Origin of the sequence: Faecalicatena contorta (genome assembly GCF_022835095.1) — a bacterium.
Taxonomy (GTDB): domain Bacteria; phylum Bacillota; class Clostridia; order Lachnospirales; family Lachnospiraceae; genus Faecalicatena; species Faecalicatena contorta.
The window spans coordinates 1,388,669-1,414,706 of sequence record NZ_BQNQ01000001.1 but is presented as its reverse complement, the minus strand read 5'-3'; the positions used below and the strand labels follow the sequence as shown (position 1 = coordinate 1,414,706).

Here is a 26,038-nt window from a genome sequence, read left to right as displayed (position 1 = left end):
TTCTCCTCTATTTTATCCCCACAGCCACCAGCAGGCACGTTCTTCACGCCCCTGCCAGTCGCTGATTATTTTCTTCTTCATTAGAAATTCTTAATCAGATTCAAATCTCTCTTATTCAATGCTTTCCGCATTGCTTCATTTTCTTTCCGTAATATTTCATTCTCTCTTTTCAGTTTCGCTACTTGTTGCTCCAGCTGCAGGATACGGTTGTCCATTGCCATATCTAAAATCTTTCTTCTCTTATCTACCATGCCAGCCTGTAGCTGCAAGGCACGATCTACTGCCTTTCGCACTTCCGGGTTCTTATAGAAAAATCCTCTGGACAGTCCGGTCTTTTGCATCAGTTTGGGAACGGTCACTTTATCCTCTTCTTCAATCATTTCCTGAATTGTCAGTTTTGCCCTCTGAATCTTCTCCACTCTCTGCTTATGGTTTACTTCCAGCATCTTGTCATATTTGCTCATACTCTTTCCCCCATCCTGCTAAATTCGCCCGAATCATCCGGCTCATCTCTGCTCTGATTTCTCTTGTTTCATCTGCGATGATCTGGAGACTCATCTTCCGGTAAAATTTCACATTCTTTACGGATGTATGCCCCAGTAGTTTTGCGATGGTCCAGTCATCCAGATGCAGTTCTGTTAAGCGGATACCATATACATGGCGGAACATATGCGTTCCAAATCCAAACAATTCTCCATGATCGTCCCGCAAATCTTTTTTCTGGATCAGATCCATCACCTTGTTTTGAACGGTATTGTACTGCATAGGTCTCTTGCTATTTTTCTCATCCACAAAAATGTAAACCGTATCTCCAAACATTTTTCTAGTATATTGGATTGCTTTTTCAATCAGCAGTTCCAGTTCTGCACTGATAGGCTTCACAAATGTAGTTGTTTTCATCTGCCGGATCTGGATCATAGGATGTCGGTCCTGCCGATACAGGCAGTCTGTCTGCAGAGTAAGGGTATCAGATATCCTTGTTCCTAACATCTGGTGGATGACCATAAGCCGCTCCATCTGCTCATCCAGTTCCGCAAGCGCTGCATTAAAACGAATCAGCTCACTGTCTGAATAAGATTTTATTTTCGGCTGCACCTGTCTGGGCAAGTCGCTGGCCAGGAATAAAATTTCTAAATGTGGATACCCATATAATTTTCCAATGGTTTCCAGCACTTCCCGGAGTCTTGTCAAATCCATTCGGTAATTATTCACGCCCTCCGCTTCCGTTGCAAGGTACGTCAGATATTCTTCCAGCAACTCCCGATTCAGTTCTTCTGCCGAATGGATATCGGGATATTTTTCTTTCAGATATTTGGATAATCTCCGGACGGCTGTCAGTTCTTTGATAATCGTTGCAATCGCTTCGTGATGTAAATGTTCATAAACTGCCTTTTTTGTTTCTTCCCGTAAGTCATCCTGGATAATCGCTGTAAAATTCAAAGTCTGTACATTTTTAATCGGATTCTTTTTATAGGCAATATCCAGATTCTCTAATTTCCAGATATCTTTCTCAATCTCATCCCGTTCCTCTTTGGCTTCTGTAAATTGATATGCCTTCCGCACATAAGTGATGAGGCTCGATGGCACTGTCTTTTCTTTCCCATATACACTGATTCCCTGCATGGTCAGTTTCTGCCCATGTTCCAGAAGCCAGCTTCGAATTTTTAACAGCCACTGTTCCCACCCCAGTTCCTGCAGGCTCTCTGCCCGGATGTGCTTATCCTTTACCATTCTGCAAAATCTCTGATAGATCACTCGTTCCTGTATCATCGTTGCCAAGGCACATTGTCGGCTTCGATTCTCAATAAAGGAACGGAATTCTTTTTGAATCCCTTTTGTTGGAAGCAATCCTAAATCAAAGCAATAGGATTCCTTTACCTTCTTTTTCTCTTTTTCCTCTGCTCTTACATAGCAGTCCAAATCGATTAGATACAATTTCTCATCCATGGAACTCTCCTTTCATCAGTTCCGCCGCAAAGCTGTGGGTTTCTTCCTGGAAATACGCTTCACTGGCTTTTTCCAGTTTCTTCGGCATATAGTCCACATACTGCCTAGTCATTTCTTCATATTCATGCCCCAAGTAATCTCGTACCGCTTGGATGGAAATACCATTATCATAATAAAGCGTAGCCAGGTTATGGCGGTAATCATGGGATCTGAATATATATTCTCCATCTGCAATCTGATTTTTCTCACAGTATTTCAACATTTGATATCGTAATGTAGCATACTGGAATGCTCCACCTTTTTTGCTTTTAAACAGATATTCTTCTGATCCGATCTGATATTTCTTTTTGTACACCTGCACCAGCTTATACAATGCTTCTGGAATGGGAATCCGCTTATACGTTTTCATTTTCACCTGATACACTTTCAGCCAGTAATCTCCATTCTTTTCTTCATAATCACCACCTGTCAGGGTACATACTTCGCTTCCCCGGATTCCTGTACACCATAAGTGCAGGAACATCAACCGCAGATGTTCCGGAAACTCTGCCAGTTTCGATAAAATTTCCGTATAGATTTTTTCCGGTACACTGCGGTCATGGTGGACATGCACTTCTTTCTGCAGATAATACGCATGCCAGAAGGGAATCTTCTTCAGATATCCTTTTACTACAAGAAAATTGTAAAACTGCAAAATCATAAAAATTCTCCCATTTGCTGTTTTTTCACGGATATCCTGCACCTGAACAGATTCCAGATATCTCTGAATTTTCTCCGCTTCCACTTCATAAATCGGATTTTCTTCTCCATTGAAGTGTGCCAGGAATATACGAAGTTCCAGCAACTTGATTCGGATGGTACTGATAGATAAATCTGTAATTCCAAACAGATACCGCAGATATTTTTGCAAAATCTTTTGATTTTCCAGGTTGGTCACCTCTTTAAAGGATACCGATTCCACAGGCTTACTTGGATTCATCCGTTCCCTGGAAAAATGGAAACGTTCCAAAAACCACACATTCGCTTGCCAATGAATTTCCGGCGCCTGTAAAAATAGGATTTTTCTGCTTATCTGCAGGATGCCAAACATAGTACTTCTCTTTTTCCCGCAAAATTCTTCCGAGAGTTCCTGTTCAAATTGCTGTTCTTTGGTCAGTGTCATGGTTTCAATATCAGCCACTTGATGTTTCGCACAGAATTGATAGAACCTTTGCAGTGCCAGCAGTTTCTCTTTTCTGTAACGACCTTTGTAGGTATGGATTATCTCTTTCAGTACTGTAAAAATCTGCATCTTCAAATTTCTTGGACACTCCAGGGTAAAATTCCACAGCAGTTCTTTTCCGTCTTTGCTTGCTAGAAAGGATTCCGCAATCTCAATCTCCGGATAATGGGTAAGGCACATCCACTGTTCCTGATACTCAGTAGTATAGTTTCTTCTCCCTACCAGTGTCTGCAGTTCTTCTTTCATCCGATGAATCACGATTTCATCAAATCCCCGCAGGCAGGTAATCGGTGCAAGAACGGTTTCGTTCCTTTCCAAATATTCTTCGTAGCGGATTCTTAGGGCTGCGTCCATCTCTGAAATATCTGTAATCCCCTCTTCTATCAGGAACTTCTTTACCCTTTTTCGTATGGTTCCATTTACTTCTGTGCAGGCACCCACCTGTTCACAGATTTTTTCTTCCAGTGCTTCCCGCTTTTCCTGCTGTTCATAAATATGTAATTGATAAGCGGGCATATTCTTCACCTCCTACAGGAGTTTCTCCACATCATAAAGGGCTGAATGTTTTGCATAATATTGGTCGCTGGCTTCCATAAGCTGGTCATCTACAATGTTCAGATATTTGATGGTTGTGTCGATGTGCTTATGTCCATATGCCTCACTGATCATTTCCAGTGGCCATCCGGCATCCCGCCTCATGTTTCCGAAGTATCTCCGTAACATATGGGGCGTCGTATGGATGCCTGTCTTTTTCTCCATCCGCTCCAGCATCCGGTAAACTGCATCCACCTGCAGTGCCTTTCCTTTTGTCTCTCCTTCGATGTTTACAAACAGCATCGGCTGGTGTTGCAGAAATTCCCGGTACTTGGACAGATAAAACAATAAAAACTGGAAGGTGGCATCACTGACTTTGGATCTTCGGTATGCCGCATTCTTCGCCCTTGCCTTATTCTCATTGTCATCCCGGAAGAATACCCGGATGGTATGTCTTTCGTAATCAATATCTCTGGTATAATCTACCCCTAAGATCTCGCCGATCCGGTATCCGGTCTCTGCCAGCAGCATGATCAGAAGCTGGTCCCTGCAGTTGGTACACTGCTTCAAAAGTTCCAAAATCTCCTGATGCTCTGCCGGACGGACGTTTCGTTCTTCCTCTTTCAGATAGCCATTGAATGACCGGAACCGCAGCTTCCGTTTTACACCGATGGAATCATGGGTGGTAAAACTGTCATAATATAACACTTTCAGCCTTTCCATATCTGCTTCCAGTTCTAAAAAACAGAAAAACCTGAACACGTCTTTTAAGTACGCATTGCAGGTTTTATTGCTTGGCAGTTTCTCTTTCTTTTCATGCAAATGGTTTCCGGCTTTCAGCCAGTGGAGAAATCCCACATAATGTTCATACTGTTCCTGGAATTCCAGTTCTGCCACCTGGGACAGTTCCATCTCTTTCTCATCCAGATATTCCAGATAGAACCGGATGGATTTTGCCCTGCGGCCAACGGTATTCGGGGAACGGTTTGCTCGGATCAAATGCGTCAGATACTTGGACGGGAGCAGCACCATCTGCCAACTCTGATGATCCCGGATCAAGAAATATTCCTGTTTTCCTTCCCAGATATGTTCCACTGCATATCGTGCCATTTTGCTCACCGTCCTTTCCTCTAACGCTATACACATTATACCCACTTCATGTTCAAATAGCTATTCATCAATACCAACAATCCCTCCAAAAGTGCCCCCAAAACTGTACTAAACTTTTCCCTTAAAAGCGCCCAGAAAATAAGCATAAGCAACAAGGCTGGAAAGGGAATTTCGTCTATTACAAATAATATTCCACCCCTTTCCGGCTGCGGATAAAATCCTGCACCTCTCTCAACTCCTCTGCTATCCGGCAGGACGGAAGCGCACACATCACATCTTCGTGATACTTGCCGCCTTTTACCGCCCGAATATCTAAAATAGACACCACACAAGTATCAGTTTCTGTACGAATGGCTCTCCCAAATCCCTGGCGTAGTTTCTTCTGCATATCCGGCACAATGATGGACTGGATATAGGTTTCCAGGGAATCATAGGTTTCCTTCTCTGCCTCGCTGATGGGATCTGGTACTGCAAAAGGCAGTTTCACAATAATCAGCGAAGATACCATATCTCCCGGAAAGTCCACCCCTTCCCAGCAGGAGCCGGCTGCAAACAGCACCCCATTCTCCATGGTCTTGAACCGCAAAATTTCCTCCTGGGAGTGTCTCCATACTTCCACCATGGGAAATGGCAGGCTGTCTCTTAAAATCTGATACACACTTCCCATCAATGTATAAGAGGTAAACAGTACCAGCGTATGCCCGTAAGTAGAACAGATCAGAGAATGGATATGGTTTGCCACCATTACTGCCTCTTCCCTGCTCCCTCTCCTGCAATGTTCCAGCGTCTTTGGCAAGTATAACAGACAGTTCCTCTCATAAGAAAATGGGGACTCTGCCACATATTCCTGCACTCCTGCTCTTCCTTCCAGCCCGGTGATCTGCCGTGTGCGCAAAAAGCCTGCGCCTGCCTTTAGCGTTCCGCTGGTTAAGATGGCGGATATCCCTTCTTCCCGATCCCATAACATCTTCTGAAGCAATTCTGGGATTTCCCGGCTGGCTGCGCATAAAATGGGAAGCTGCTCTGTATCGAATTGCAGATAGCAGACATATTTTTCATCGCTGCTACAAAAACACTTCAGCACCTCTTTTGCATCCTCCAGTCGATTCCGTATCCACTTTGGAACACATTTTTCCAGCTTGTCCAAAAGAAATTCCAACATTTCTACTCCTTCCCACAGAGAAACCACACTATCTGTTGTATGACGGAATGTTTCCCGGATTCCTTTTCCAATTCGGTGTTCTGCACCAACAACATGCAATGCGTCACACATCACTGTCCGCAGGATTCTTGCCTCTTCTTTCTGATGCTCCCGTTCCAGATAATATGCTATTTCTCGGATATCATCCATGCACAGGTTTTTTCCAAACATCTGCCTTGCCGCTTCCGGTAACTTATGAGCTTCATCTACAATCAACGTCCGATAATCAGACAATAAAGGCTTGTATCCTTCTGCTCTGTGATACGCATCTGCCAGTAAATAATTATGATTACAGATTTGAATGAACACATCCTGTTTCCTGGATTCTTCCAGATATCTCTGATAGCGGCACATCTGCCTGCCCGGACATTCTCTTGGACAGAATTTCGGCACACAGACCAGCCTTCTGTCAAACCCGCTCAGATTCTTTACGCTATCCATATCATACTGTTTCCGCAAGGACAGTAGTGCTTCTTTTTGGGCAGCATTCTTCTGTTTATGGCGGATTGCTTCGATTCGTTGTTCCAGCCTATTGTCACAGACAAAGTGTTCTTTCCCTTTTCGCACCACTGCCCGAAGCGGAGACTGAATGATTCCTTGCTCCAGCAGCACCCTGGACAAAAAGGGAATATATTCCGTCAATATAGCTTTCTGCAATGCGATACTGGAGGTGGACACCACCACCGGACGATGTTCCAACGGATTTCCTCGCCCTGTCAGCATAGAATACTTCCGCAATAATACGCAGGCTACCAGATAAGCATAGGTCTTCCCAATCCCCACCCCTGCATCACACAAGGCAATCTGTTCTCCCAGCAGAGTATCCAGCATTTCATGGCATAGACGGATCTGCTCTTCCCGGACTGCCAGTCCCTGTTCCGGAAATAGCACCCGGAAGATCTTCTCCACTTCCTGATGCGCTCTTTTTTGATATTCAACTTTATAAAACATAGTACTTCTTTCCGCATGGCGTTAATACCACAAGAATACGGCTGTGGCACTTTCCCACAGCCGCATGTATCTGATATCAACGACACACTCTTTTTTGATTTCTTATCGTTTTTTCTTTTCTTTAGCACCGTATTTGTCCTCGACTCCCCGGCTGCCATACCACATCTATGGTAGGGAACATCACAGGCGGATGCTTCGCTTCGCACCGCTCACAGATTTCCTGAAAGTCTTGCTGATTACAACTTAGAGTCCATCCTCTTCTTTTTTGAGAAGAATTTCGTATCATTATCCCCCTCCGATGATCCTGGCGAAAGACCTGCAAAAGTCCATTCACAGCTATAAGGAGTCGCTCAGAATGAGAACAGGCACTGACAGTTTTCTCACGAACTGATTCGCCATAGTCTTTGTACAGACCTTTCCATAACAATCCTGCAGTGCTTGTTCCCATCCGTCCTGGCGCTTATGCTGTCACGCTTCTATCTTTGGGAACGTACCTGTAATGCTGGTATGTGGTTGTCAAGGAACGAGGGGCAATTACCCCTTTCATATATAGAGCCGATGAGATACCCCATTTTTCTTCACTTCTTCAAAACTTTTTTAATTTTTTTCTTCAATCGCTCAATCCGTGTATAAATGGTCTTTTCCGCTAGTCCCATCTGGCCTGCAATCTCACGAACAGAAAATCCCCACATCTTCAGAAGTAAAATCTGCAGTGTTTTCTTATCCGACTCCAAAAGAACCTGTAATAGCTGCTCATTCTCCACACTGTCAAGTAACTGTTGAATATTAAGCACCACTGAAGATGGTTCTTCCAATTCCCTGGTGTATAATTCTTCTTGACTAGAAGAAAAATGTTCCCAGAATCTCCGCTCCGCATTAAAATCCTGCCAGTCTAATTCACGAAGTCTTTGGATCACCTCTTCACTGACACCGGATTTTCGCAAAATCCGTTCCTCCTGCTCCTTCCACTGTTTCCATTTATATTCTTCTTTTGCTTTATGAAATGTCACCTTTCTTTTCCTCCGATCTGAATTTTTTTGAAATCAAATCGGAGCGGCGGTGATCTTGCATTCTCACACGAGAAAGGTCGTGCTAACTGAAATTTTGTCCACAAAAAGAAAGATGCCGCAATCCTGTTTCGAATTGCGACACCACCAAACGCTGCATATGAAGTTAGTTTTTCCTCTTTTGTAACTCTTTCCGGCACATATACTGCTCCTTTATGTCATGGAACGAAGCCCATTCTTTACATAAAGAAGTAGTATACAAGACGAATCTGTCATCAGACTGTCAGCTTTCTGTCAAATAAATGTCAGTTTTCCTGTCATTTCTTTTCTATTACAGTTACAACCAAATCTCACCATATAAAAAGCAGGCTCCATTTTCAGAAACCCGCCTTCTATGATTCCTTATATACTTTTAAACAATATCCAACCTCTTTTACACTGCTGATTATATGCTCTGCATTTACATCTACTTTTTTCAATTTCTGTTTCAGTCGATGTACCATGCAGTAAATAATATTTGTAATATCCCCATGTGGGTACTCCTGCCATACCAGTTGATAGATCTGACTGTATGTATATACTCTTCCCGGCGTATTTGCTAACAGATACAGAAAATCAAACTCCCTTTTTACAACAGGGATTCTTTTATGCTCCCATTCTACTGTTCTTTGAAGTGGAAGGATTTTCAGTTTTCCTACCATAACAGGGATTTCTTCTTTTCTTTCCGATTTCCATTCTGTATAGCGGCGAATCAATGCATACGACTGCAGACTGACTTCTTCCGCTGTATACGGTTGTGTCAATACCACATCTGCCCCCAAGTAAATGATTTTATTTCGCATTTCAGAATGATCCGGTAATAAAACAATCATAGGTGTTATCACCAGCTTTCGGATTGCTTCTACAAGTTGGCATACTATTTCCAGTTCTCGTTTTACTGCAATTAAAATCAAATGATAAGAGAAAACTGTCAGGTTGGAAAGGGCATCCTGGATACTTTTCATTTGATAAAACTCTGCTTGTTGTTCCAACAAAATCAAACTTTCCCATGTCATTTCTCCTTCATCAGCAATTACTATAATTCTGTTTTTCTTCACACCCCCATCTCTCTGTTTCTCATATTACAATTCCTCCACATGACTTTCTGTATAATGATAAAAATAGTTTTCATTTTTTAATAACGCCAGAAAAAATATTTGCTGCACTTCACATGAATTATTGCTTCATCCGGTATAAAATGAGTTTCATCAAAGACCTATCCTCATTTACTTACAAGTCCCGCAATTGATGTTCCATAAGCCAATAAACATTTCCATATCGAAAAAGTCTTTGATATATATACGAATAGTTAAATCTTTCCTTGTCTGCATTTGAATTTAACACCTATATATGTATTCTTCATATTCTCCCAGAACTATTTTTAAAGCGGTATTGTAATATCTACATTTTACATCATAAACCGATTTTCCCACGGACACAAAAAATCTTTTTCCTGCTCCAGAATTGAGTGACCTATAGTTTTTTTGCTTTATCATCCCATTTTTACAGTGCCTTTATCACAATTTCAGAAGAATGCACACCCATTTTTCGGATACAGCATAATTTTTCAACAGAATTATATTTTTGTTCTAAATTCTGGATAAAACAAAACTTTTGTCTTTTAAGACAATTATAAGTACTTGTTGGAAGCATCAAATACTCTATTGGTGCCTAATTCCCGTTTCCGATTAAAAACTTCAAATTATTCCAAAAAGATTTGTACAATTCGTAACACCGTGGATTTTTTTAAGTTTTTATATATCCCCTTGTAAAACTATTTTTTTCATTTTTCCCAAGTTATAAGCTGCTTAGAATATAATGGGCATTCTACCAAACTTAACGTTTTAACGTATGTACTGCAAAAAAGGTCTATATATTCTTCCAAGGTTATAATCGAATTTTCGTAGTATAAACTCATTGAACTCATTTCCACTTACTACACATTCGTTCCTAAATTTTAATTCTTCCACATGATTTTCTGCATAATGATAAAAAATAGTTTCCATCTCTTTACAAGACCTAAAGAAATATTTATTGCCTTTTAAAAAGAAGTAATTAAAATCCTTTTTAACCATTAATCTGATAAATTTATACTTGTATCCGCAATAGATGCCATTTCTAAATCATGCGTTATGATAATACAAATTTTATCTGCAAAAATCAAATGAATCGACTCTTTCAGTAACCCACTAGTTTTAGTAGCCAAATTTGATGTGACTTGATCAAAAAACATTACATCAGGATTTTTTACAATCATTCTAGTACTACAGCGAACTTTCAATAGTTATCTTAAATTGTCCCCTATAACTGATATAATAAAAGGGGGTGGATATTATGATGACAAACACAACATATGATCCACGATTATTAGAACAGTGGGCGATCGATCCTAGCAGTACACAGGATATCGGAAGGCTCTTAGAGACATACCTGCACCAATACGATTGTGCCTTTTTCTCTAAAAAACAGAGAAGCCATTTCGCAGCTTTTGTTAAGGGATTACTCAGTCCTTTAGACCGTAAATCTATTGAACCCATCGCCTTGCATTTATTAGATGAGAAATCTGTCCAGCCCATGCAACAGTTCTTTACATGTGCTCCGCTGGATGAGCCGGCAATCCTTGACATCTGCCAGCAGCTTCTGGCAGCCCAACTGAACCATGAGGGTGCCATGTTGTCTGTTGATGATACCAGCTTCATAAAAAAAGGAATACATTCTATTGGAGTAAAACGACAATACTGCGGCAGGCTGGGCAAACGGGAAAACTGTCAGGTTGGGGGATTCCTTTCTTATGCCGGTGACTCCGGTTACGGCCTGGTGGACTATGACCTTTATATCCCCCAGGCATGGTTCCAGGATTCCCACCAGCCCCTGCGTGCCAAATGCCGTTTTCCATAGGGCAGGACCTTCCTTACAAAAAATCAGATTACACAGGATCTTCTCAACCGTGCCTTTCAGACAGGACGGTTTCGGGTCCGATGGGTCGGATGCGATGCCGCATATGGCTGTGACCATGCATTCCTGGATAGCTTACATCTGCCAGATGGAGTATGGTATTTTGCGGCAACCAATACAAAGGAGCAGATTTTCCTGGAACCTCCACGTATCATAAGCTCAGAACCGGACAGAGGCCGTGGCCGACTAAAGAAATACCCTGTGTGATCCGGCCATCCGGTCAGTGTGCGAAGCCTGGCAGAAGCAGCGGATCTCCCATGGGAACCGGTAACTCTTACGGAAGGCTCCAAAAAACCAATCAAGCGCAGAGGTTTATCATTCGTGTCGTGTCCTGCCGCAAGGATGGGAACCGGAATTACGTAAAACCAGGGGAAGCTGTCTGGTTATATGCCCGCAGATACGAGGATGGGACCATCAAATATTTTGTATCCAATGCACCGGATCATATCTCGTATACCTAGCTGGATCGGGCAGCAACGCTGCGTTGGCCGATTGAACAATGCTTTGAAAAATGCGGAGGATGGCTAAAAAAGGAATTCCGCTGACGATGCCTATGGTCGTCAGGTTATTGTATAGCATGATAGAGTTCACATCTTCCTGCATGCAGAGGATCATCTGCTATTATATAAAAAGGAATCATTGTGCTTATCTGTCGCATCGTAAAAAGAAACTTAGTTGTTCGCTGTAGTACTAGCTATACTCGAACTGCTTCCTTTATTTTCAGAATTTTCGAACCGTTAAACAAAGACTTTATACCCTCTTATAGACAATCGGAACGTCATATCCAAATGTTCTTTTTCCATTCACTTCCATACTTTCGAATACTTCCAAACACGTATCCGAAAACTTTTCCCATAGTTTAAATATCATAACGGGTGAGAACTGACTAGTACTGCCTCCCTCCCAGACACCGTTTCTCTCATAATATAGTGCAGGAGTAAATTTTTTGGATTTTTTTAATTCAATATATTCCACCTCTTTCATAAATTCATATGAAAACGTGTTCTTATCTTCCCCATTTGGAATTTCATAGGATGAAAGTAAAATTCTATCTTCTTTCTCTGTAATCAAGAAAAGATGCGGTGACGCATGACGCTTTCCTTCATTTTCATAATAACTTTCTTCTACAATAAACATGCCCTTAAAATCAGCAGGAAGATTTTTAATTTTATCATTGCAAACCGTATTTACGTGCTGTGCATAAGGGTATGTCTTTCCTGCCTTTTTCATTGCATCAAATTGCTCCTTATTGTCAAATCGTCCTGTTATCAGTTTTACAAATTCTTCTATTTTCGTCATAGCTTACCTCCAAAATATATCACAATCTCTTGGAATCTTCGGCCCAGCAAAATCGAGGCCTGCTAATTCAATTTCTAGTTACACCCACAATTCAATGGTGGTTTATTATCAGCTCTCCTAAGGTTACTGTTACTGCTCGTCCTAAAAGACGGATATCACAAGCACATAGGATCCTTTTTTATTGCCCCCACACACCTCTGCTTATTCCATTCTCCCCAACATAGCTAGGGGATTAGACTTTTCATTAACGAAAGACTATCGATATTATATCCTGCAAAAATAACAATATTTTGATAATCTAATCCATTTTTCTTAAAACTGGGGGATACATCCCTACCCACAGATTTCTCCAAAATTTATACGTAAAAATTGACAATCCTTAATTATAAGATAAATTATTTCTGGTCGATTACGGACTGAATCTGTTTCATCAGCTGATCGTAGTTTGCTTGATCGTCAATTCCGCCCATCAAAGGCTCGCCAACGATATTTCCGTCTTTATCAACAAGAACTGTTGTAGGGAATGCCATAATGTTGCCGGCGTATTTTCCAACTGTTGAATCAGAATCGAAAGTCAGATTCTTGTAGGAAGCACCTTGAGCTTTTAAGATTTCTTTCGCTTCTTTGATTCCATCCTGATTGTCATCTAAAGTGTCTGTATTGATACCAACAACTTCGCCACCCATTTTCTTGAGTGTTTCGTTTAATTCATTCAGTTTAGAAAGCTCTCCAACGCATGGCTTGCACCCACTGAACCAGAAGTTTACAACTGTAACTTTGTTATTAGTGAAAAGGCTGTCATCTACATCATTTCCATCCAAATCTTTTCCTTTGAACCTGTGAAACACACTTGCGGATTCATCTAATTTGGAGGAAGCACTGTCAGAGGAATCAGATGCAGCAATCTCTTTCTCAAGCTTTGCAATTTCTTCTTCGATGCCGCGGATCGTCTCAATGTCTTTGCTCAGAGTTTCATACTCTTCTTCTGAGAAGGAATCTTTATTAGATTCAACTGTACTTGCAAGGACGTCTGCATAGTTTTCACTCATGGCATCACCGGCAGTATTCTTGCTCATAAAACCAAATACTTTGTCCCAAGCGTCTTTGTGATCAGCAAAAAGCTGATTTTCCTGCTGGTAAAGGTCGTTCAGTTCATCTGTGCTTCCGGCATCTACAGAGGAAGTGGATTCCTGTTTCTTATTGTTTGTTGAGGAGGAAGCGCTTCCGCAGCCTGTGAAAGCAAGAAGTACGGAAATGGCAAGTGATGCAGCGATTACCTTTTTTAATTTCATTGAGTTTGTTTTGATTGATTTGTTTTTCATAATTTTAAAGCTCCTTTTGAATTTCATTTTATTGATTTTATCTTAGTTTATTGTCAGCCTGTTTCTTGTTTGAAAATCCGTAATGATAGCAGATTGCATCAGTCGGGCAGGCTTTCATACATTCTCCGCAGCGAATACACTCCGGATGGTTCGGTGTGTCTACTACATTGACATCCATTTTGCAAACACGGCTACACTTCTGGCAGCCAACACATTTCTCGTGATCCACCTGAATCTTAAGAAAAGATACTCTGTTAAACAGAGAATAGATGGCACCGAGTGGGCAGATCCATTTACAGAATGGACGGTAAAGCAAGATGCTTAAGATGATAAAAAGCACAAGGATTGTGAACTTAAATGTAAACAGATGTCCGAGTGCAGAACGGATTCCTGAGTTGGCAAGTGACAGAGGAATTGCGCCTTCAAGTACGCCCTGTGGGCAAATGTATTTACAGAAGAAAGGATCTCCCATACCAAGTGAATTGGTTACAAATGCCGGAAGCAGTATAACAAAGACGACCAGAATCACGTATTTCAGATACCGTATGGGTTTCAACTTTGCGGTGGAAAATTTCTTACCCGGAATCTTATGCAGCAAATCCTGAAACCATCCAAACGGACAAAGGAAACCGCAGATAAATCGTCCTAACAGAACTCCTAACAGGATGAAAAATCCGGTGATGTAGTAGGTGAACTTGAATTTTGAGGAACCAACTACAGCCTGGAAAGCTCCAATCGGACAGGCACCTGTGGCGGCCGGACAAGAGTAGCAGTTCAGTCCGGGTACACACATTGTCTTTACATTTCCCTGATAAATTTTTCCTTTCCATAGATTCGGAATGTGAATGTTTGTAAGCAGTGTTGCAGCGGCCTGAATCCATCCGCGGAAACGGACGAAAATGTTTTTGTTTGATTTTATTTTCTTATCCAATTCCGACACACTCCATACATAATTTTATTGCTTTGCTGAGTACTACAGCGGCTTCGCCGCGGAAAATTCCGCCAAAGAAAAGAACCAGACCGGCTGTAAGTAAAAGAATCTGTGATGCTTTTTCAGATTTCATAAAATACTCCTTTCAATGTTCAAAGTCAGTTTATTGACTTTTCGATGTTGGCATTATACAATAGGAGGTGTAAAATTTCTGTTAAGAAGATGGAGAAAAATAAAGTGAGATTATTAGTCGTTGAAGATGAGAAGAAATTATGTGACATGATCGCGAAAAGTCTGCACCAGACCGGCTATGAGGTGGATGTGTGCAATGACGGAGAAGAAGCATTGGATATGATTTATGCTGAAATGTATGATCTGATCGTGCTTGATCTTAATCTTCCTGGGGTGGATGGGATGGAGATTCTTCGGGAACTTCGTAAAGAAGATGAAGAGACAAAGGTATTGATCTTGTCTGCGAGAAGTCAGATTGCAGATAAAGTTGAAGGGTTGGATGTAGGTGCGAATGATTATATGGAAAAACCATTTCATTTGCAGGAACTCGAGGCACGCGTGAGAAGTCTGACGAGACGAAAATTCATACAGAAAAATGTCTGCCTGGAATGCAACGGCATTCGGTTTGATATAAGAGAACGAGTGGCGTATGCAGAAGAGAATCCGGTTGCGTTGACGAGAAAAGAAAATGGGATTCTAGAGTATCTTCTTCTGAATCAGGGCCGGCCGGTCAGCCAGGAAGAGTTGATTGAGCATGTTTGGGATTCTTCTGTGGATAGTTTTAGCGGCTCTATTCGTGTGCATATGTCTTCCCTGAGGAGAAAACTCAAGGCGGGACTTGGCTATGATCCGATCGTAAATAGGATTGGCGAGGGTTATAAGATAGGAGGAGATGGCAAAGCATGAGAAAATTATCACTCCAGTGGAGACTGACAATCCTTACTACAGTGTTGATCACAGTATTGTGCGGATGCCTTACATTTTTCTTATATAAGAATGGAGTCTATTATATCGATACACTTCAGGAAACAGTTACAGATCAGGGAAAAACACCGGAAGCACTATACATTGAGATTCCGGATAATGAGTGGGACAATTTTGCATCACAATTTGCTACGGAGGTGTATAATTCGAAATCCGATTATAGAAACAGAAGTCTACTGATCACAGGTGTTGTAGCGTTACTTGGTGGAGCGGTGACATATTTTATTAGTGGTCGTGCATTAAAACCGCTCAGAGAGTTTTCTGAGACAGTTGAAAAAGTACAGGCACAGAACCTGACGGATTATACGATCGAAGAGAATAAGATTGCAGAGTTGGACATACTTCGTACGTCTTATAATAAGATGCTTTTGCGACTGTCGGAATCGTTCGAGACACAGCGCCAGTTTACCGGGAATGCAGCGCATGAGCTGCGGACTCCTTTGGCATTAATTCAAGCACAACTGGACCTCTATCATGCGTCAGAAAATCTGGAGAATGGGGAAGCGGCGCAAGAGACGATCCAGATGGTGACAGAGCAGAACGAGCGTCTCAGCAAGTTGGTCAGAACACTTCTGGATATGAGTGAGTTACAGACAGTAGCGCGCAATGACAAGATCGAACTTTGCGGACTAATCGAGGAAGTGCTGGCAGATCTGGAACCGTTGGCACAGGAAAAAGGTGTTGCACTGATACAGAAATCGCAGAGTACAGTAGATGAGAAAGAAGAGAATGCAGGCGAGGGTCTGATGCTGACAGGAAGTGATATACTGATCTATCGGATGCTTTATAACCTTGTTGAAAATGCGATTAAATACAACCATGCAGATGGAAAAGTTACGGTATCGGCAGAACGAAAGAGGAAAGAAGTTGTTCTGACGATTGCAGATACAGGAAATGGAATCGATGAGACATTCCGAGAGCAGATCTTTGAACCATTCTTCCGGGTGGATAAGTCAAGAAGCCGAAAAATTGGCGGTGTAGGTCTTGGACTTGCAATGGTACGCGAGATCGTGCGGGCGCATGACGGGAAGATTGAGGTTCATGGAAATGAGCAGGGCGGAACGACATTTGAAGTGAAAATGAGTATAGAAAGACTAACTATTAAAAGTCAAATCTAAAATGAAAGCTTTTTGAATGAATTGCAGAAATGCATTTCAGATATATTTGAACCTTGAAAACTGTATGACAACAAGAGCATCTTTATAGGTGCTCTAAAAGGAGATATTTACAGAAAAAAATTAAGCAGTTGGCAGATATGCTTTTCCTGATTTCTCCATTGCAAAAATCAATCGCACAAGCTTCTTAGCGGCATGGGATATGGCAACATTATAATGCTTGCCTTCCGAGCGTTTCTTTTCAAGATATGCACCAAAAGATTTATCCCAGTGACAGACATATTTTGTGGCATTGTAAAGGGCATACCGGAGGTATCTGGAACCTCGTTTCTCCATATGGGAATAACAGTTGTCTAACTGTCCGGATTGATAAGTGGAGGGAGACATTCCTGCATATGCGAATATCTTATCTGCGGAATCAAAACGAGAGAAATCCCCAATCTCAGCGATGATCATTGCGCCCATCCGGTAACTGATACCGGGAATGGTAAAGATTGGCGATTGGATTTCTTTATCCATGATTCGTTTGATGGCTGCTTCAATCTCGTCAATCTCAATCGCTAATTCCCGAATAAGTTTTATGGTGTGCTTTAGTTCCAAAGACTTGGCAGGCATATGAGAACCGATAGAACTTCTTGCAGCGTCACGAAACATGACAGCAGTATCTTTTCCATATCTGCCTTTCGAACTATCAAAGAGTAGGTTGGAAAGCCTTGTGAGATGTGCATTTGCAACAGCATCTGCACTTGGAAATTCACAAAGCAAAGCATAGACGGATGCCATATGAAGCGTAGGAACAAGTCTTTCCAGCTCCGGGAAAAGAATACAGACAAGTCTTGAAACAGAACTTTTCAATTTTGCCCGTTCTTTGACCTTATCAAAACGATAACGGGTTAGTGACTTTAATTCCTCATTGTGGTAAGATGTATCTGAGTAGAGCCGATTATCCCATAAGTATTCAATCAAATCTGCCCTTGTACAGATGACTCCGTCATGCTCAAAAAGATAATACATGATCCGCAATTCATTTTTTGTAAGCTCTGCCTGTTTTCCACCTGCCTCTATAGTTCCTGTCTCCAACCACAGAGATATTCCCTCATGAGTAAGGTATCTACTCTGTTTCTTTTCCAATCTGTTCTATCGTAAAGGAAGCAAAAATATTCTCAAAATGCTTTATTTCTATATTTATATCCAGCAACAAGTCAACAAGAGTTTTTATCGCAAGAAACTCCTATACTTTTACATTTAACTTTTTTGATCTTTGTGAGAAAATATTTTCAAATTCAGTGGCCATATTCTCTTGTATTCTTGAATATATATATTTATTGCTTTCATATTTTCTCATCCTCTGCACACCATTCAAATTTATTTACAAATCAATCTTTCTTCTGATCTATCAAATCATAACTCAGATCCAAAAAATCCAATATCTTTGCTTCGCTCACCCTTCCATCCAACAACATTGTAATCCAGTACTTTTTATTCATATGATATCCCGGAAGAAAACCATAAGTCTGTGTCAGAAGTCCAACCATATCCGGTTCGCACTTCACATTGATGACATCTACCATGCTCTCTTCTTCTAATCCCAACCTAGATTTTTCAACCTGCATCAGCACTGCATACCACTTTCCATTTTTATGCCGAAGCACTGCACTTTTCGGTGATGTTTCCCAGAGATACTCTGGAACTGTTCCATATTGGTTTTTTACATATTCAAAAATCTCTTCTCGTTTCAAATATTCCACTCCCTGATTACTCTATTTTATCAATCTCATGATTGTACTTTTTGTATTTATCAACAGGCAGGACATTAGCCCTGCCCACCTTTTCTATTATAGCATTGTTCCTCTGCTCCTACAATGCAATCCATTCTTTGATTTTTTCTCATTTTTTAATAAGTAACCAGTCCATATCCCAAAATGGACTGGGAATTCACTGTATAACTATTCTGCTTTACTGCATCTCCACTATTTCCTTCAATCGTATGTACCGTAGTTCCATCACAGCTTTCCACGATTCCTACATGGTCACTGGCTCCATCCTGATTCCAGTCAAAAAAGATGAGGCTTCCTGGTGTCGGAACACTTCCACCACCTTGCCATTTTCTCTTTGCCTGAAACAAAGCCACACCGTCCGTACAAACAGAAAACTTTGGCACTACTTCCTTTTGAATAAGTCCTGACTGATCCGCACACCAGCTGACAAAACAGGCACACCATTCTTCCCGACTGTCAAATCCATACCATGACCAGAACTTCTGGCCGCCTTCGTTCCCCAACTGGCTTTTCGCAATGGTCACAAGCTGCCCATTTCCAAAAAGTCCGGCAAACAATCCCCCGCCGGAATAATATCGAAGCACATGGGGTACATACTCCGGATCGCCATACCTTGGCCATCCATGGGCGGCTGCCTGTTCCTGGGAAAACTGCAGTGCATTGGCTTCACTATAGCCCCCATGTTTTCGGATTGCCCATGTGATGTACCCATTCCCGTAATTATAGCCTTGTAAACTAAGTTTTAACTTGTCCATATCCTGTGGGCTTTTACATCCGGCTTCCCGGACACAATCTGCATAATACTGTACGCCTACCTTGATGGAATAGTCTGCATCCTGAATTGCACCAGGCGTATTAGGATACTGGGTATTATACGGACACTCGCTGGCCTGCATGGGATCGGTTCCTCTCCCGCCGCTTTCCTGCATCATGATTGCCTGGATGACCGATACATATTCCGGGATTCCAAATTCACTGGCATACCGCTGGATCACTGGGGTATGGGCCAGGACTTCCGCACTCAGCGGCTCGCTGCTCTGGGAACTCCCGATAAACGAAGCGCCGCCAATGATTCCTACAATAAGGATCAAGATCACAAATACCATACCACCGCCTGCCATCAATGCTGCAAAAGCTGCCTTTACCGCATGGGCGGCAGCTTCCGCCATAGCTTTCAGCCCCCTGGCAGTTGTTTTTGCCGCCTTGGCGCTTTGTCTTGCTGCCTGGGCAGAACGCATGGCAGCCCGTTTTGCTTCCCTTGCCGCCCTCATAGATGTTAGAGCCTGCTTTTTTTGTAAGATTGCCTGGGTTTTCACCTTCTTGGAAGAAACCGGGGACGCTTTCACCATGCGGGGCGCTGTTTTTACTGCCCGGTTTCCGGCTTCCTTGATCGTTTTCTCCGCTTCCGGTTTGACCTTGATGCTCCGTCCGGCTCCTGTGCGCCCTTTCTTTGCTCTTGCCTGTCCTGTCTGGGCAGATGTTCCGCCGTTTCCTGTTTCCCCGTCCAAAGGGGCGGTAACAGCTTCTCTCTGCTTTTGTCTTTGTTCTTTTAACTTTTCATAGGTTTTCACTGCCAGCTTCTTTCCGCCACGATAGGCTGCAAAAGCGCTTTCTTTCCCAGCCCGCTGTTCCACTCGTTCTATCCGGTTTCCAGCATATTCTACCGGGGATTCCTCTCCCGTTTCTCTTCCGATCTTATCTGCCATGATGCTGGTCTTTTCTTTTGTCTCCAGCATCGCAGAACGCACCAGTTCTTTCGGAAGCCGGGAGGCAGGATTGCGGATCTTTGGACTTTGATCCCGCACTTTTTCTTTGATATCTTTCAATCACACACCTCCCATCTTCTGTACTTTCTAACGTTCCCTTCCCCGCTTTTTTGATTTCTTCTGCTGACTCTCCAGCTGTTCCAATTCCCTTACCGCTTCCTGCACCAGCGGATGATTGGCATAGTAGGGAACATAGGATAGTAACTCTTTTCCCTTCTCCCCGGTAGCCAATGGATATTCTCCCTCGTTATACAGAGGATCCTCTGCATGGTGCAGAGAAAATTCCAAAGACGGAAGCATCTGAGGGGAACGTTTGCAAAATCTCTGGTAATGCCGGAAGGCTTCTTTTAAAGACGTACATTCGATACACTCCCCCATCCCATGAAACTCCCCGCACTCCGCTGCAAGAAAGGTAATGGTTGTTTCTTCTTTCATGGATTTCACCTCCCTTTGAAAAACTTCTCTTTATCGAACCGCAGACTTCTGTTTTTCTTCTTTACCAAACTTCAAAGGGTGTGGTTCCTGTCTCAGTTTCTGCAGGGTATCCTTCACAGACGGTTGTTTTCCTTCTCTTGCTTCCAGCTTCCCTATCTGCTGTTGCAATCGCTCCGTTTTCTGTTCCAGCTTATGGATACTCTGCATGGATTGGAATAACACCTTCTGGGTTTGAAAGATGATTCCCTGTTCGGGATTGCGTTCTGTGAGCTTTCGCACCTCTTTTCCACCCGCTTCCAGAAATGCATTCCGCAGATGCCCTTTGGCAACATGCAGTTCTTCCACCATGCTCCCCAGACGGTCAATCTTCTGATCCACCGACAGCATCACCGTATGCAGAGACGATTGGATTTTTTGCAATCCCTGCGTAAGGTGCATTCCCTTTACCGCACAGGCAAGGGCATCTTTTCCCTTTTCTTTAAAGTCTACAACTGCCTGTTCTGCCCGTTCCACAAACTTTCTTTTCCATTCTCCCACCTGAAAACGAAGTGTTTTCACCTGATGTTCCGCCTTCTGGATTGTGTTCACCGCAAAGAGTTTGACCTTGCTTTCCTGCATCACACCCAGTTGCTTCTTCACCTCTCCCAATTCCTTTAGGACAGTTCCCAGCTGCATTTCCATAGAATCAATATAGTCTGCCATACGGAGCACATCCCCTTTTTCCTGCTCCATGCCCTGTTGTTCCAAAAGTTCCAGCAATGCCCGGATACTGCCCTGCTCCCGAAGCGGTTCTCTCGTTTCCTGGATTTCCACTGTTTGTCCTTCTTCCATTTACATTCCCTCCTTCCCAAAAGGATGCTGCCGAAGAAATTCCAGCAACACCCTAAAAAATCTCTTTTCGACTAACACTCTCCCGGTTTCGTTGTCATCAAGCGGTACAGCTTCGTATTCTTCGGGAAGCTGTTCTCAAATGGCACCAGATTCCCGGAACACCGGATCAGTCCCTTTCCTGCACCTACATTGGTGATATAGGATAACTGGTTCTCGGAAATGTTCAAAAGGGACGCCAGTTCATCCCGATCTGTGGTTGCCTGATTCAAAAGGATCAAAAACTCACTGTTTGCCAGCATCAGCCTTGCCGTATCGGATTTTAACAGTTCTTCTACGTTCTGCGTTAAACCTGTGACAAATCCCTGGTATTTACGAATTCTCTTGTAGAGGCGGTAGAAAAAGTCAGCGCTATATTGGTACCGGAACAATAGATAAAACTCATCGGCAAAGATCCAGGTAGTCTTTCCTTTCTTCCAGTTCTGGATCACACGGTTGAAAATACTGTCCAAAGTAACCAGCATCCCCAGGGGCATGAGCTGCTCTCCCAGTTCCCGGATATCATAGGCAATGATACGGTTCTTCGTATCCACATTGGTTTTCTGTGCAAAGGTATTGAGACTTCCATTGATAAACAGTTCCGAAGACAATGCAAGCCCTCTGGCCTCCTCTTCCGGCTGGAGCATGAACTGTCGGTACAAGTCTTTCAAGGTCGGCGCTTCGCTCTGGTAACCGCTCCGGATATATTCCCGGTACACATCTGCGGTACAGCGGTCCAGAATGGATTTCTCCTTTGCCGACAGATTGCCAGCCCCCACTAACTGTTCAAACAAAGACAGGATAAATTCCGACTTTTCAATCAGCGGATTCTTATCGTTTCCATAGGCAGAATCCATATCCAGTGCATTCAGATGGGTGTTGGATGTGGCGGAAATTGTAATCACTTCTCCATTCAGTGCTTCTACCAAAGAACCGAACTCGGACTCCGGGTCTAAGATGAGAATGTCATCTTCCGTAGACAGGGCAAGATCCACAATCTCTTCTTTTGCCGAGAAACTTTTTCCCGAACCGCTGACACCCAGACGGAAGGAGTTTCCATTCAATAACTTCCTTCGGTCTGCCACCAGCATATTTTTGCTCACCGCATTCTGCCCATAATAAATCCCACCCGGCTGCATGATCTCCTGGGTATGAAATGGGATCAACACTGCGGTAGATTCTGTAGTCAGGGTACGAAGGGCATTGATCTTGCGGATGCCATAAGGCAGTACCGTATTGAGTCCATCCACTTGCTGCCACTTCAAGGTTGCCATCTGGCACAAATGCTTTCTTGCCACGGATAAGATGCTCTCTGTATCCGAATCCAACTGTTTCTTGCTGCCTGCCATATGCACCATGGTAAGGATGCCGAACATCATCCGCTGATCCCTGGTGGTCAGGTCATCCAGCATCTCTTTGGTCTCTTTCCTCTGCAGTTCCATATCATAGGGCACAATGGCAGAAAAGTTATTGTTAGCATTCTGGCGTCTCTGCCAATTGGTCACGTTCGTCTCCACGCCGAGCAAACGGTTTTGGATCTCACGCACTGCTTCGTCTGTTGGCACTGGGAGAATGTCAATGGACAGCATCAGATCCCGGCCCAAATCACATAACTCCGAAATCATGTCATCCTTTACATAACTGGCATAATCCTGCATATACAGCACCCGTCCATACCGCTCATTAATCTTGAAACAGTCTTTGGAAAACTCCATGGACTGGGGACAGATCCAGTCCTTAAAGCTGCTCCCCCGTTTGGCAAACGCCTTCATATCAAACGGAAAGCACTGGGGCTGGTCTACCTGGAAGAAATCACGGAAAATCTGCAGGCGCTGTTCCGCATCCAGTTCTTCCCCAATGGAGGACAGCTTGCTCAGATGGGTGATGATATCCGTTCCCACACGGGCAAAATACGTCCTTGCCTCATCAATGTTCTTCTTATGGACACTAACCGTCAGATACCGTTCCTGATAAATGCTGTTGTTGGTGCCGCTGACCTTGGATAGCAACATTTCGTTGTATTCCTTCCGGTATTCATCCAGCCCGTCCTCTTTCATCGGCAAAAGCAAGGAAGCTTCAAACTCTTCCTTATTGATTCTTCTGTTGTTCAGGGTGATCTTGGCAGATGCGCCGGAATCCAAAGCATTTAACAGCTCACTGTAATCTAAGAACATTTCCGTTTTATCTTCTTTGCTTGCAATGGCATAGTTGATATCCGAAAACCGAAAGGATTTGGAAAATTTCGTCCCGGACTGGAACACCCCATCCGGCCAGATCCGCTGGATGGGAATCGCCTTCTGGACAGACCTTGGGACTTTGAACTTCTCCCGGTCCATTTTTAATGCCTGCTGTAAGGTTTTAATCAAACGCACCACTCCTTCCTGACTTCTTTTTCTGCTTCATCTGTTTTTTCCTTGCCCGCTGTTCCCGCTTTCTCAAAAGGGCAGCACCATCTCCCCTGGTCTTTTCTCTAAGGCTCATAGTTTCTTCCATGCAGGCATGGTACAGATCCTCGCTTTGAAACAGCAATCGCTTGGGGTATAAAAACTCGGACTTGATATACGCCCAGGCAAACTGCTCCGCATTCATGCCATGATACTGGAAGAACCCGCAGGCTGCGAATGGGGCAGCGCCTAAGATACACAGCCACCCAGTCATTTCCTTCCCCACATAGTCTCCCAGACCAAAATAAATCCCTACTGCCACAGCGATGGCAAGTAGGGAAAAGATACACTGGCGCAGATTCAGCCCCATAAACATGGACTCCTGATAGTTACGGATTTCTTTATTCATTTTTACTTCCATATATTTTTATCTCTCTCTTTCTCTTTTCTTTCTGCCTGCAGGTTTCCCTTGTATTTTTTCCGATTCTTTTGGCACATCCAGTCCCCATTGTCTGCAAAATTCTTCCACCCCTTCCCTGTCATACTGGGCAAGCCTTGAAAGGTCAAACGCCACTGGGGTGTAGGTAGCAAAGCCTGACCGAGCCTGTCCCGGCAGTCTGTTTCCCAGCCTGTTCTTTTCGATGAATGTCAGCTTGTCCTTCGTAAAATCACCGCTTATAAATGCCTCTTGGGGTTCCAGACCATATCCGCCCGGAAGATTTACCGTCAGATCATCAAACAATTCCAACTCCCCTTCCTCCTGGCGATACATCAAAATCGCAAGTCCGTTTCCGTAAGCATAGCTGGATACCTTCAAAGTAATTTCTTCCTGCCCGTATTCCCAAGGAAATGGCAAAGTCTTTCTTTCGTTTCTATTTTTCTTCTCATTCATGGTTTTACTTCCTCCTATAATCCCATCATTTCTTTTACAATCCGGTCGGATGCTTTTACCGCCCCAACCAGTACCAATAAGTTAAACACCAACTCTCCGATATAATTCCACACAATGGTCACTGCACTTAAGGACGTATCCCCAATGGCCGGGGGACTGGCAGAATACACGGAAAAGATAATGCAGGCCAGTGCAATGATCGCCCCTTCCAGACACACTCCGGCATAAGACTTGATAAAATTCTTTCCCACCGACTGGGAGGGTTCTCCCGCAAAAGTGGAAATGGGGATGGGCGCAATGGCAGTATACATATACAGCTTAAACATCCTTCCATATACGGTAAGGATCATAATGAAGGACAGCACCGTAATCAAAAGGCTTCCAAGCAAGGTCACGATCCACAAGGGAATGGATTCCAACATTCCCACCGCTTCAATCTTCTCCACAATCTCTGCCGGAAGTTCTGTCACACCCCCGTTTGTCATACCTGACTGTGCCATAATGGTGGACACAATCCCCTGCACAATGGAGAACAGCGCTGTCATCAGTTCCATGCCATACATGATGGCGCCTTGTGCCAGAGCAAACCGGATAAAGGCTTTGAGGGCATGCTCCGGCTTCTTCATATCTGTAAAGCTGCCACAGGTCTTTACAATCCCGGCAGCAAAAAACAAGACTAACAGTCCATATCCAATGGCGGTCAGCGCTCCGTTGATTCCAGTGATGACACTCCAAATATCTCCCCCCTTAAAGGATTCCGGGCTTTGGGTAAGCAGTGTCCAGATTTCTGCCAGTTTCTCATTCCAGGTGTTCAGTGCAGAGTTTAGGTTCTGCACGATCCAGTTATCACTCAAACAGCTTCACCTCCTTTGCCGGGGCAGGAAGAATCTCTCCCCGCCCCTTTCCATTTCTTCCTGCTACCCAACGATCAGGTCCAGGATCTCTTTTGCGAAGGTGATGATGACGCCGCCTGCCAGCGTCAGAAACCCGTTGGCTCTCTGGCTGGGATCGTGGCTCTTTAGGCTCAAGCCTACCTGTACCACACCAAATCCCAATAAGATCAGACCAATGGCCCGGATCAGGGAAAAGATAAAGGTGGACAGGTTATTAATGACCGCCAGCGGATCTCCGGCAGCAAGCACCGGCATTGCCCCTACCGTCATGGACAGCACCAGTGCCACATAAAAGGCAAAGGGATATTTGGGCCCTTTTCCCATCCGTTTCGGTACAAAGGCACGGCTTCCTGTTTGATTCTTTGGCATTTCATTTGTTTTCTTCAATGGCATT

Annotated in this window: 25 protein-coding genes and 2 pseudogenes; 4 read left to right on the top strand and 23 right to left on the bottom strand. The window is 43.4% G+C overall.

What is annotated here, in order from left to right; translation table 11 throughout:
• Window positions 1-80 precede the first annotated feature (80 nt).
• From MWG26_RS06330 to MWG26_RS23160, 8 genes are all read right to left on the bottom strand, one after another.
• Window positions 81-464 (bottom strand): DUF6262 family protein, encoded by a 384-nt coding sequence (locus MWG26_RS06330; protein ID WP_025655195.1) that lies wholly within the window; start codon window positions 462-464, stop codon window positions 81-83.
• Window positions 451-1,947 carry a tyrosine-type recombinase/integrase gene (locus MWG26_RS06325; protein WP_025655194.1) on the bottom strand — a complete coding sequence of 499 codons (1,497 nt, stop codon included), beginning with the start codon at window positions 1,945-1,947 and terminating at the stop codon, window positions 451-453. Before MWG26_RS06325 ends, MWG26_RS06330 begins: the two co-directional genes overlap by 14 nt.
• A complete protein-coding gene (locus MWG26_RS06320; protein ID WP_025655193.1) occupies window positions 1,940-3,685 on the bottom strand; it encodes a tyrosine-type recombinase/integrase in 1,746 nt (581 codons plus the stop codon). The genes MWG26_RS06325 and MWG26_RS06320 overlap by 8 nt, the downstream gene beginning before the upstream one ends.
• A gap of 12 nt (window positions 3,686-3,697) precedes the next feature.
• Entirely contained in the window at window positions 3,698-4,813 is a 1,116-nt protein-coding gene (locus MWG26_RS06315) for a tyrosine-type recombinase/integrase (RefSeq protein WP_025655192.1), read from the bottom strand.
• Between the two features lie 178 nt (window positions 4,814-4,991).
• Window positions 4,992-6,965 (bottom strand): ATP-dependent DNA helicase, encoded by a 1,974-nt coding sequence (locus MWG26_RS06310; protein WP_117440742.1) that lies wholly within the window; start codon window positions 6,963-6,965, stop codon window positions 4,992-4,994.
• Window positions 6,966-7,543: 578 nt separating this feature from the next.
• Window positions 7,544-7,975: a sigma factor-like helix-turn-helix DNA-binding protein gene (locus MWG26_RS06305; protein WP_025655190.1), complete on the bottom strand. Its 432-nt coding sequence runs from the start codon at window positions 7,973-7,975 to the stop codon at window positions 7,544-7,546.
• Window positions 7,976-8,364: 389 nt separating this feature from the next.
• On the bottom strand, window positions 8,365-9,069 hold the full coding sequence (locus tag MWG26_RS06300) for a response regulator transcription factor (protein WP_240285644.1): 705 nt from the start codon (window positions 9,067-9,069) through the stop codon (window positions 8,365-8,367).
• A gap of 445 nt (window positions 9,070-9,514) precedes the next feature.
• Window positions 9,515-9,667 (bottom strand): hypothetical protein, encoded by a 153-nt coding sequence (locus MWG26_RS23160; protein ID WP_369123812.1) that lies wholly within the window; start codon window positions 9,665-9,667, stop codon window positions 9,515-9,517.
• Window positions 9,668-10,345: 678 nt separating this feature from the next.
• Here MWG26_RS23160 and MWG26_RS06295 point away from each other — a divergent pair.
• Both MWG26_RS06295 and MWG26_RS06290 read left to right on the top strand, forming a co-directional pair.
• A complete protein-coding gene (locus MWG26_RS06295; RefSeq protein ID WP_049915527.1) occupies window positions 10,346-10,909 on the top strand; it encodes a transposase in 564 nt (187 codons plus the stop codon).
• A gap of 314 nt (window positions 10,910-11,223) precedes the next feature.
• Complete coding sequence (locus MWG26_RS06290; RefSeq protein WP_147324097.1) at window positions 11,224-11,427, top strand: hypothetical protein; 204 nt, start codon at window positions 11,224-11,226, stop codon at window positions 11,425-11,427.
• Window positions 11,428-11,716: 289 nt separating this feature from the next.
• Here MWG26_RS06290 and MWG26_RS06285 read toward each other — a convergent pair whose 3' ends face one another.
• The 4 genes from MWG26_RS06285 to MWG26_RS06270 form a co-directional block, all read right to left on the bottom strand.
• Complete coding sequence (locus tag MWG26_RS06285) at window positions 11,717-12,265, bottom strand: hypothetical protein (protein ID WP_025655187.1); 549 nt, start codon at window positions 12,263-12,265, stop codon at window positions 11,717-11,719.
• A gap of 395 nt (window positions 12,266-12,660) precedes the next feature.
• Window positions 12,661-13,587 (bottom strand): TlpA disulfide reductase family protein, encoded by a 927-nt coding sequence (locus tag MWG26_RS06280; protein WP_018597295.1) that lies wholly within the window; start codon window positions 13,585-13,587, stop codon window positions 12,661-12,663.
• 37 nt (window positions 13,588-13,624) lie between these two features.
• Complete coding sequence (locus MWG26_RS06275; RefSeq protein ID WP_004058842.1) at window positions 13,625-14,518, bottom strand: 4Fe-4S binding protein; 894 nt, start codon at window positions 14,516-14,518, stop codon at window positions 13,625-13,627.
• On the bottom strand, window positions 14,511-14,651 hold the full coding sequence (locus MWG26_RS06270; protein ID WP_004058840.1) for a CD1871A family CXXC motif-containing protein: 141 nt from the start codon (window positions 14,649-14,651) through the stop codon (window positions 14,511-14,513). The genes MWG26_RS06275 and MWG26_RS06270 overlap by 8 nt, the downstream gene beginning before the upstream one ends.
• A 44-nt stretch (window positions 14,652-14,695) precedes the next feature.
• Here MWG26_RS06270 and MWG26_RS06265 point away from each other — a divergent pair, with 44 nt between their 5' ends.
• Both MWG26_RS06265 and MWG26_RS06260 read left to right on the top strand, forming a co-directional pair.
• On the top strand, window positions 14,696-15,436 hold the full coding sequence (locus tag MWG26_RS06265) for a response regulator transcription factor (RefSeq protein ID WP_044912325.1): 741 nt from the start codon (window positions 14,696-14,698) through the stop codon (window positions 15,434-15,436).
• Window positions 15,433-16,632, top strand: coding sequence for a sensor histidine kinase (locus MWG26_RS06260; protein ID WP_025655185.1), 1,200 nt, complete (start codon window positions 15,433-15,435; stop codon window positions 16,630-16,632). Before MWG26_RS06265 ends, MWG26_RS06260 begins: the two co-directional genes overlap by 4 nt.
• A 120-nt stretch (window positions 16,633-16,752) precedes the next feature.
• On the opposite strand, the pseudogene MWG26_RS06255 reads toward MWG26_RS06260, so the two are convergent.
• From MWG26_RS06255 to MWG26_RS06205, 11 genes and pseudogenes are all read right to left on the bottom strand, one after another.
• Window positions 16,753-17,565, bottom strand: a pseudogene (locus MWG26_RS06255) (transposase); the annotation flags it as partial.
• A pseudogene (locus MWG26_RS23225) lies at window positions 17,566-17,709 on the bottom strand (winged helix-turn-helix domain-containing protein); the annotation flags it as partial.
• A 296-nt stretch (window positions 17,710-18,005) separates the two neighbouring features.
• A complete protein-coding gene (locus MWG26_RS06245; RefSeq protein WP_025655183.1) occupies window positions 18,006-18,368 on the bottom strand; it encodes an MmcQ/YjbR family DNA-binding protein in 363 nt (120 codons plus the stop codon).
• 155 nt (window positions 18,369-18,523) lie between these two features.
• Window positions 18,524-20,233, bottom strand: a complete 1,710-nt coding sequence (locus MWG26_RS06240) for a lysozyme family protein (protein WP_025655182.1) — start codon at window positions 20,231-20,233, stop codon at window positions 18,524-18,526.
• A 27-nt stretch (window positions 20,234-20,260) separates the two neighbouring features.
• Entirely contained in the window at window positions 20,261-20,608 is a 348-nt protein-coding gene (locus tag MWG26_RS06235; RefSeq protein ID WP_025655181.1) for a hypothetical protein, read from the bottom strand.
• Between the two features lie 30 nt (window positions 20,609-20,638).
• Entirely contained in the window at window positions 20,639-21,439 is an 801-nt protein-coding gene (locus tag MWG26_RS06230) for a DUF6674 family protein (protein ID WP_025655180.1), read from the bottom strand.
• A 71-nt stretch (window positions 21,440-21,510) separates the two neighbouring features.
• Window positions 21,511-23,841, bottom strand: a complete 2,331-nt coding sequence (locus MWG26_RS06225; RefSeq protein ID WP_207708082.1) for a VirB4-like conjugal transfer ATPase, CD1110 family — start codon at window positions 23,839-23,841, stop codon at window positions 21,511-21,513.
• A complete protein-coding gene (locus MWG26_RS06220; protein ID WP_025655178.1) occupies window positions 23,834-24,280 on the bottom strand; it encodes a PrgI family protein in 447 nt (148 codons plus the stop codon). Before MWG26_RS06220 ends, MWG26_RS06225 begins: the two co-directional genes overlap by 8 nt.
• A gap of 6 nt (window positions 24,281-24,286) precedes the next feature.
• On the bottom strand, window positions 24,287-24,751 hold the full coding sequence (locus MWG26_RS06215) for a DUF4313 domain-containing protein (RefSeq protein WP_025655177.1): 465 nt from the start codon (window positions 24,749-24,751) through the stop codon (window positions 24,287-24,289).
• 14 nt (window positions 24,752-24,765) lie between these two features.
• Window positions 24,766-25,605, bottom strand: a complete 840-nt coding sequence (locus MWG26_RS06210; RefSeq protein WP_025655176.1) for a VirB6/TrbL-like conjugal transfer protein, CD1112 family — start codon at window positions 25,603-25,605, stop codon at window positions 24,766-24,768.
• A 63-nt stretch (window positions 25,606-25,668) separates the two neighbouring features.
• On the bottom strand, window positions 25,669-26,037 hold the full coding sequence (locus MWG26_RS06205; protein WP_044926585.1) for a hypothetical protein: 369 nt from the start codon (window positions 26,035-26,037) through the stop codon (window positions 25,669-25,671).
• Between the last annotated feature and the right edge of the window lies 1 nt (window position 26,038).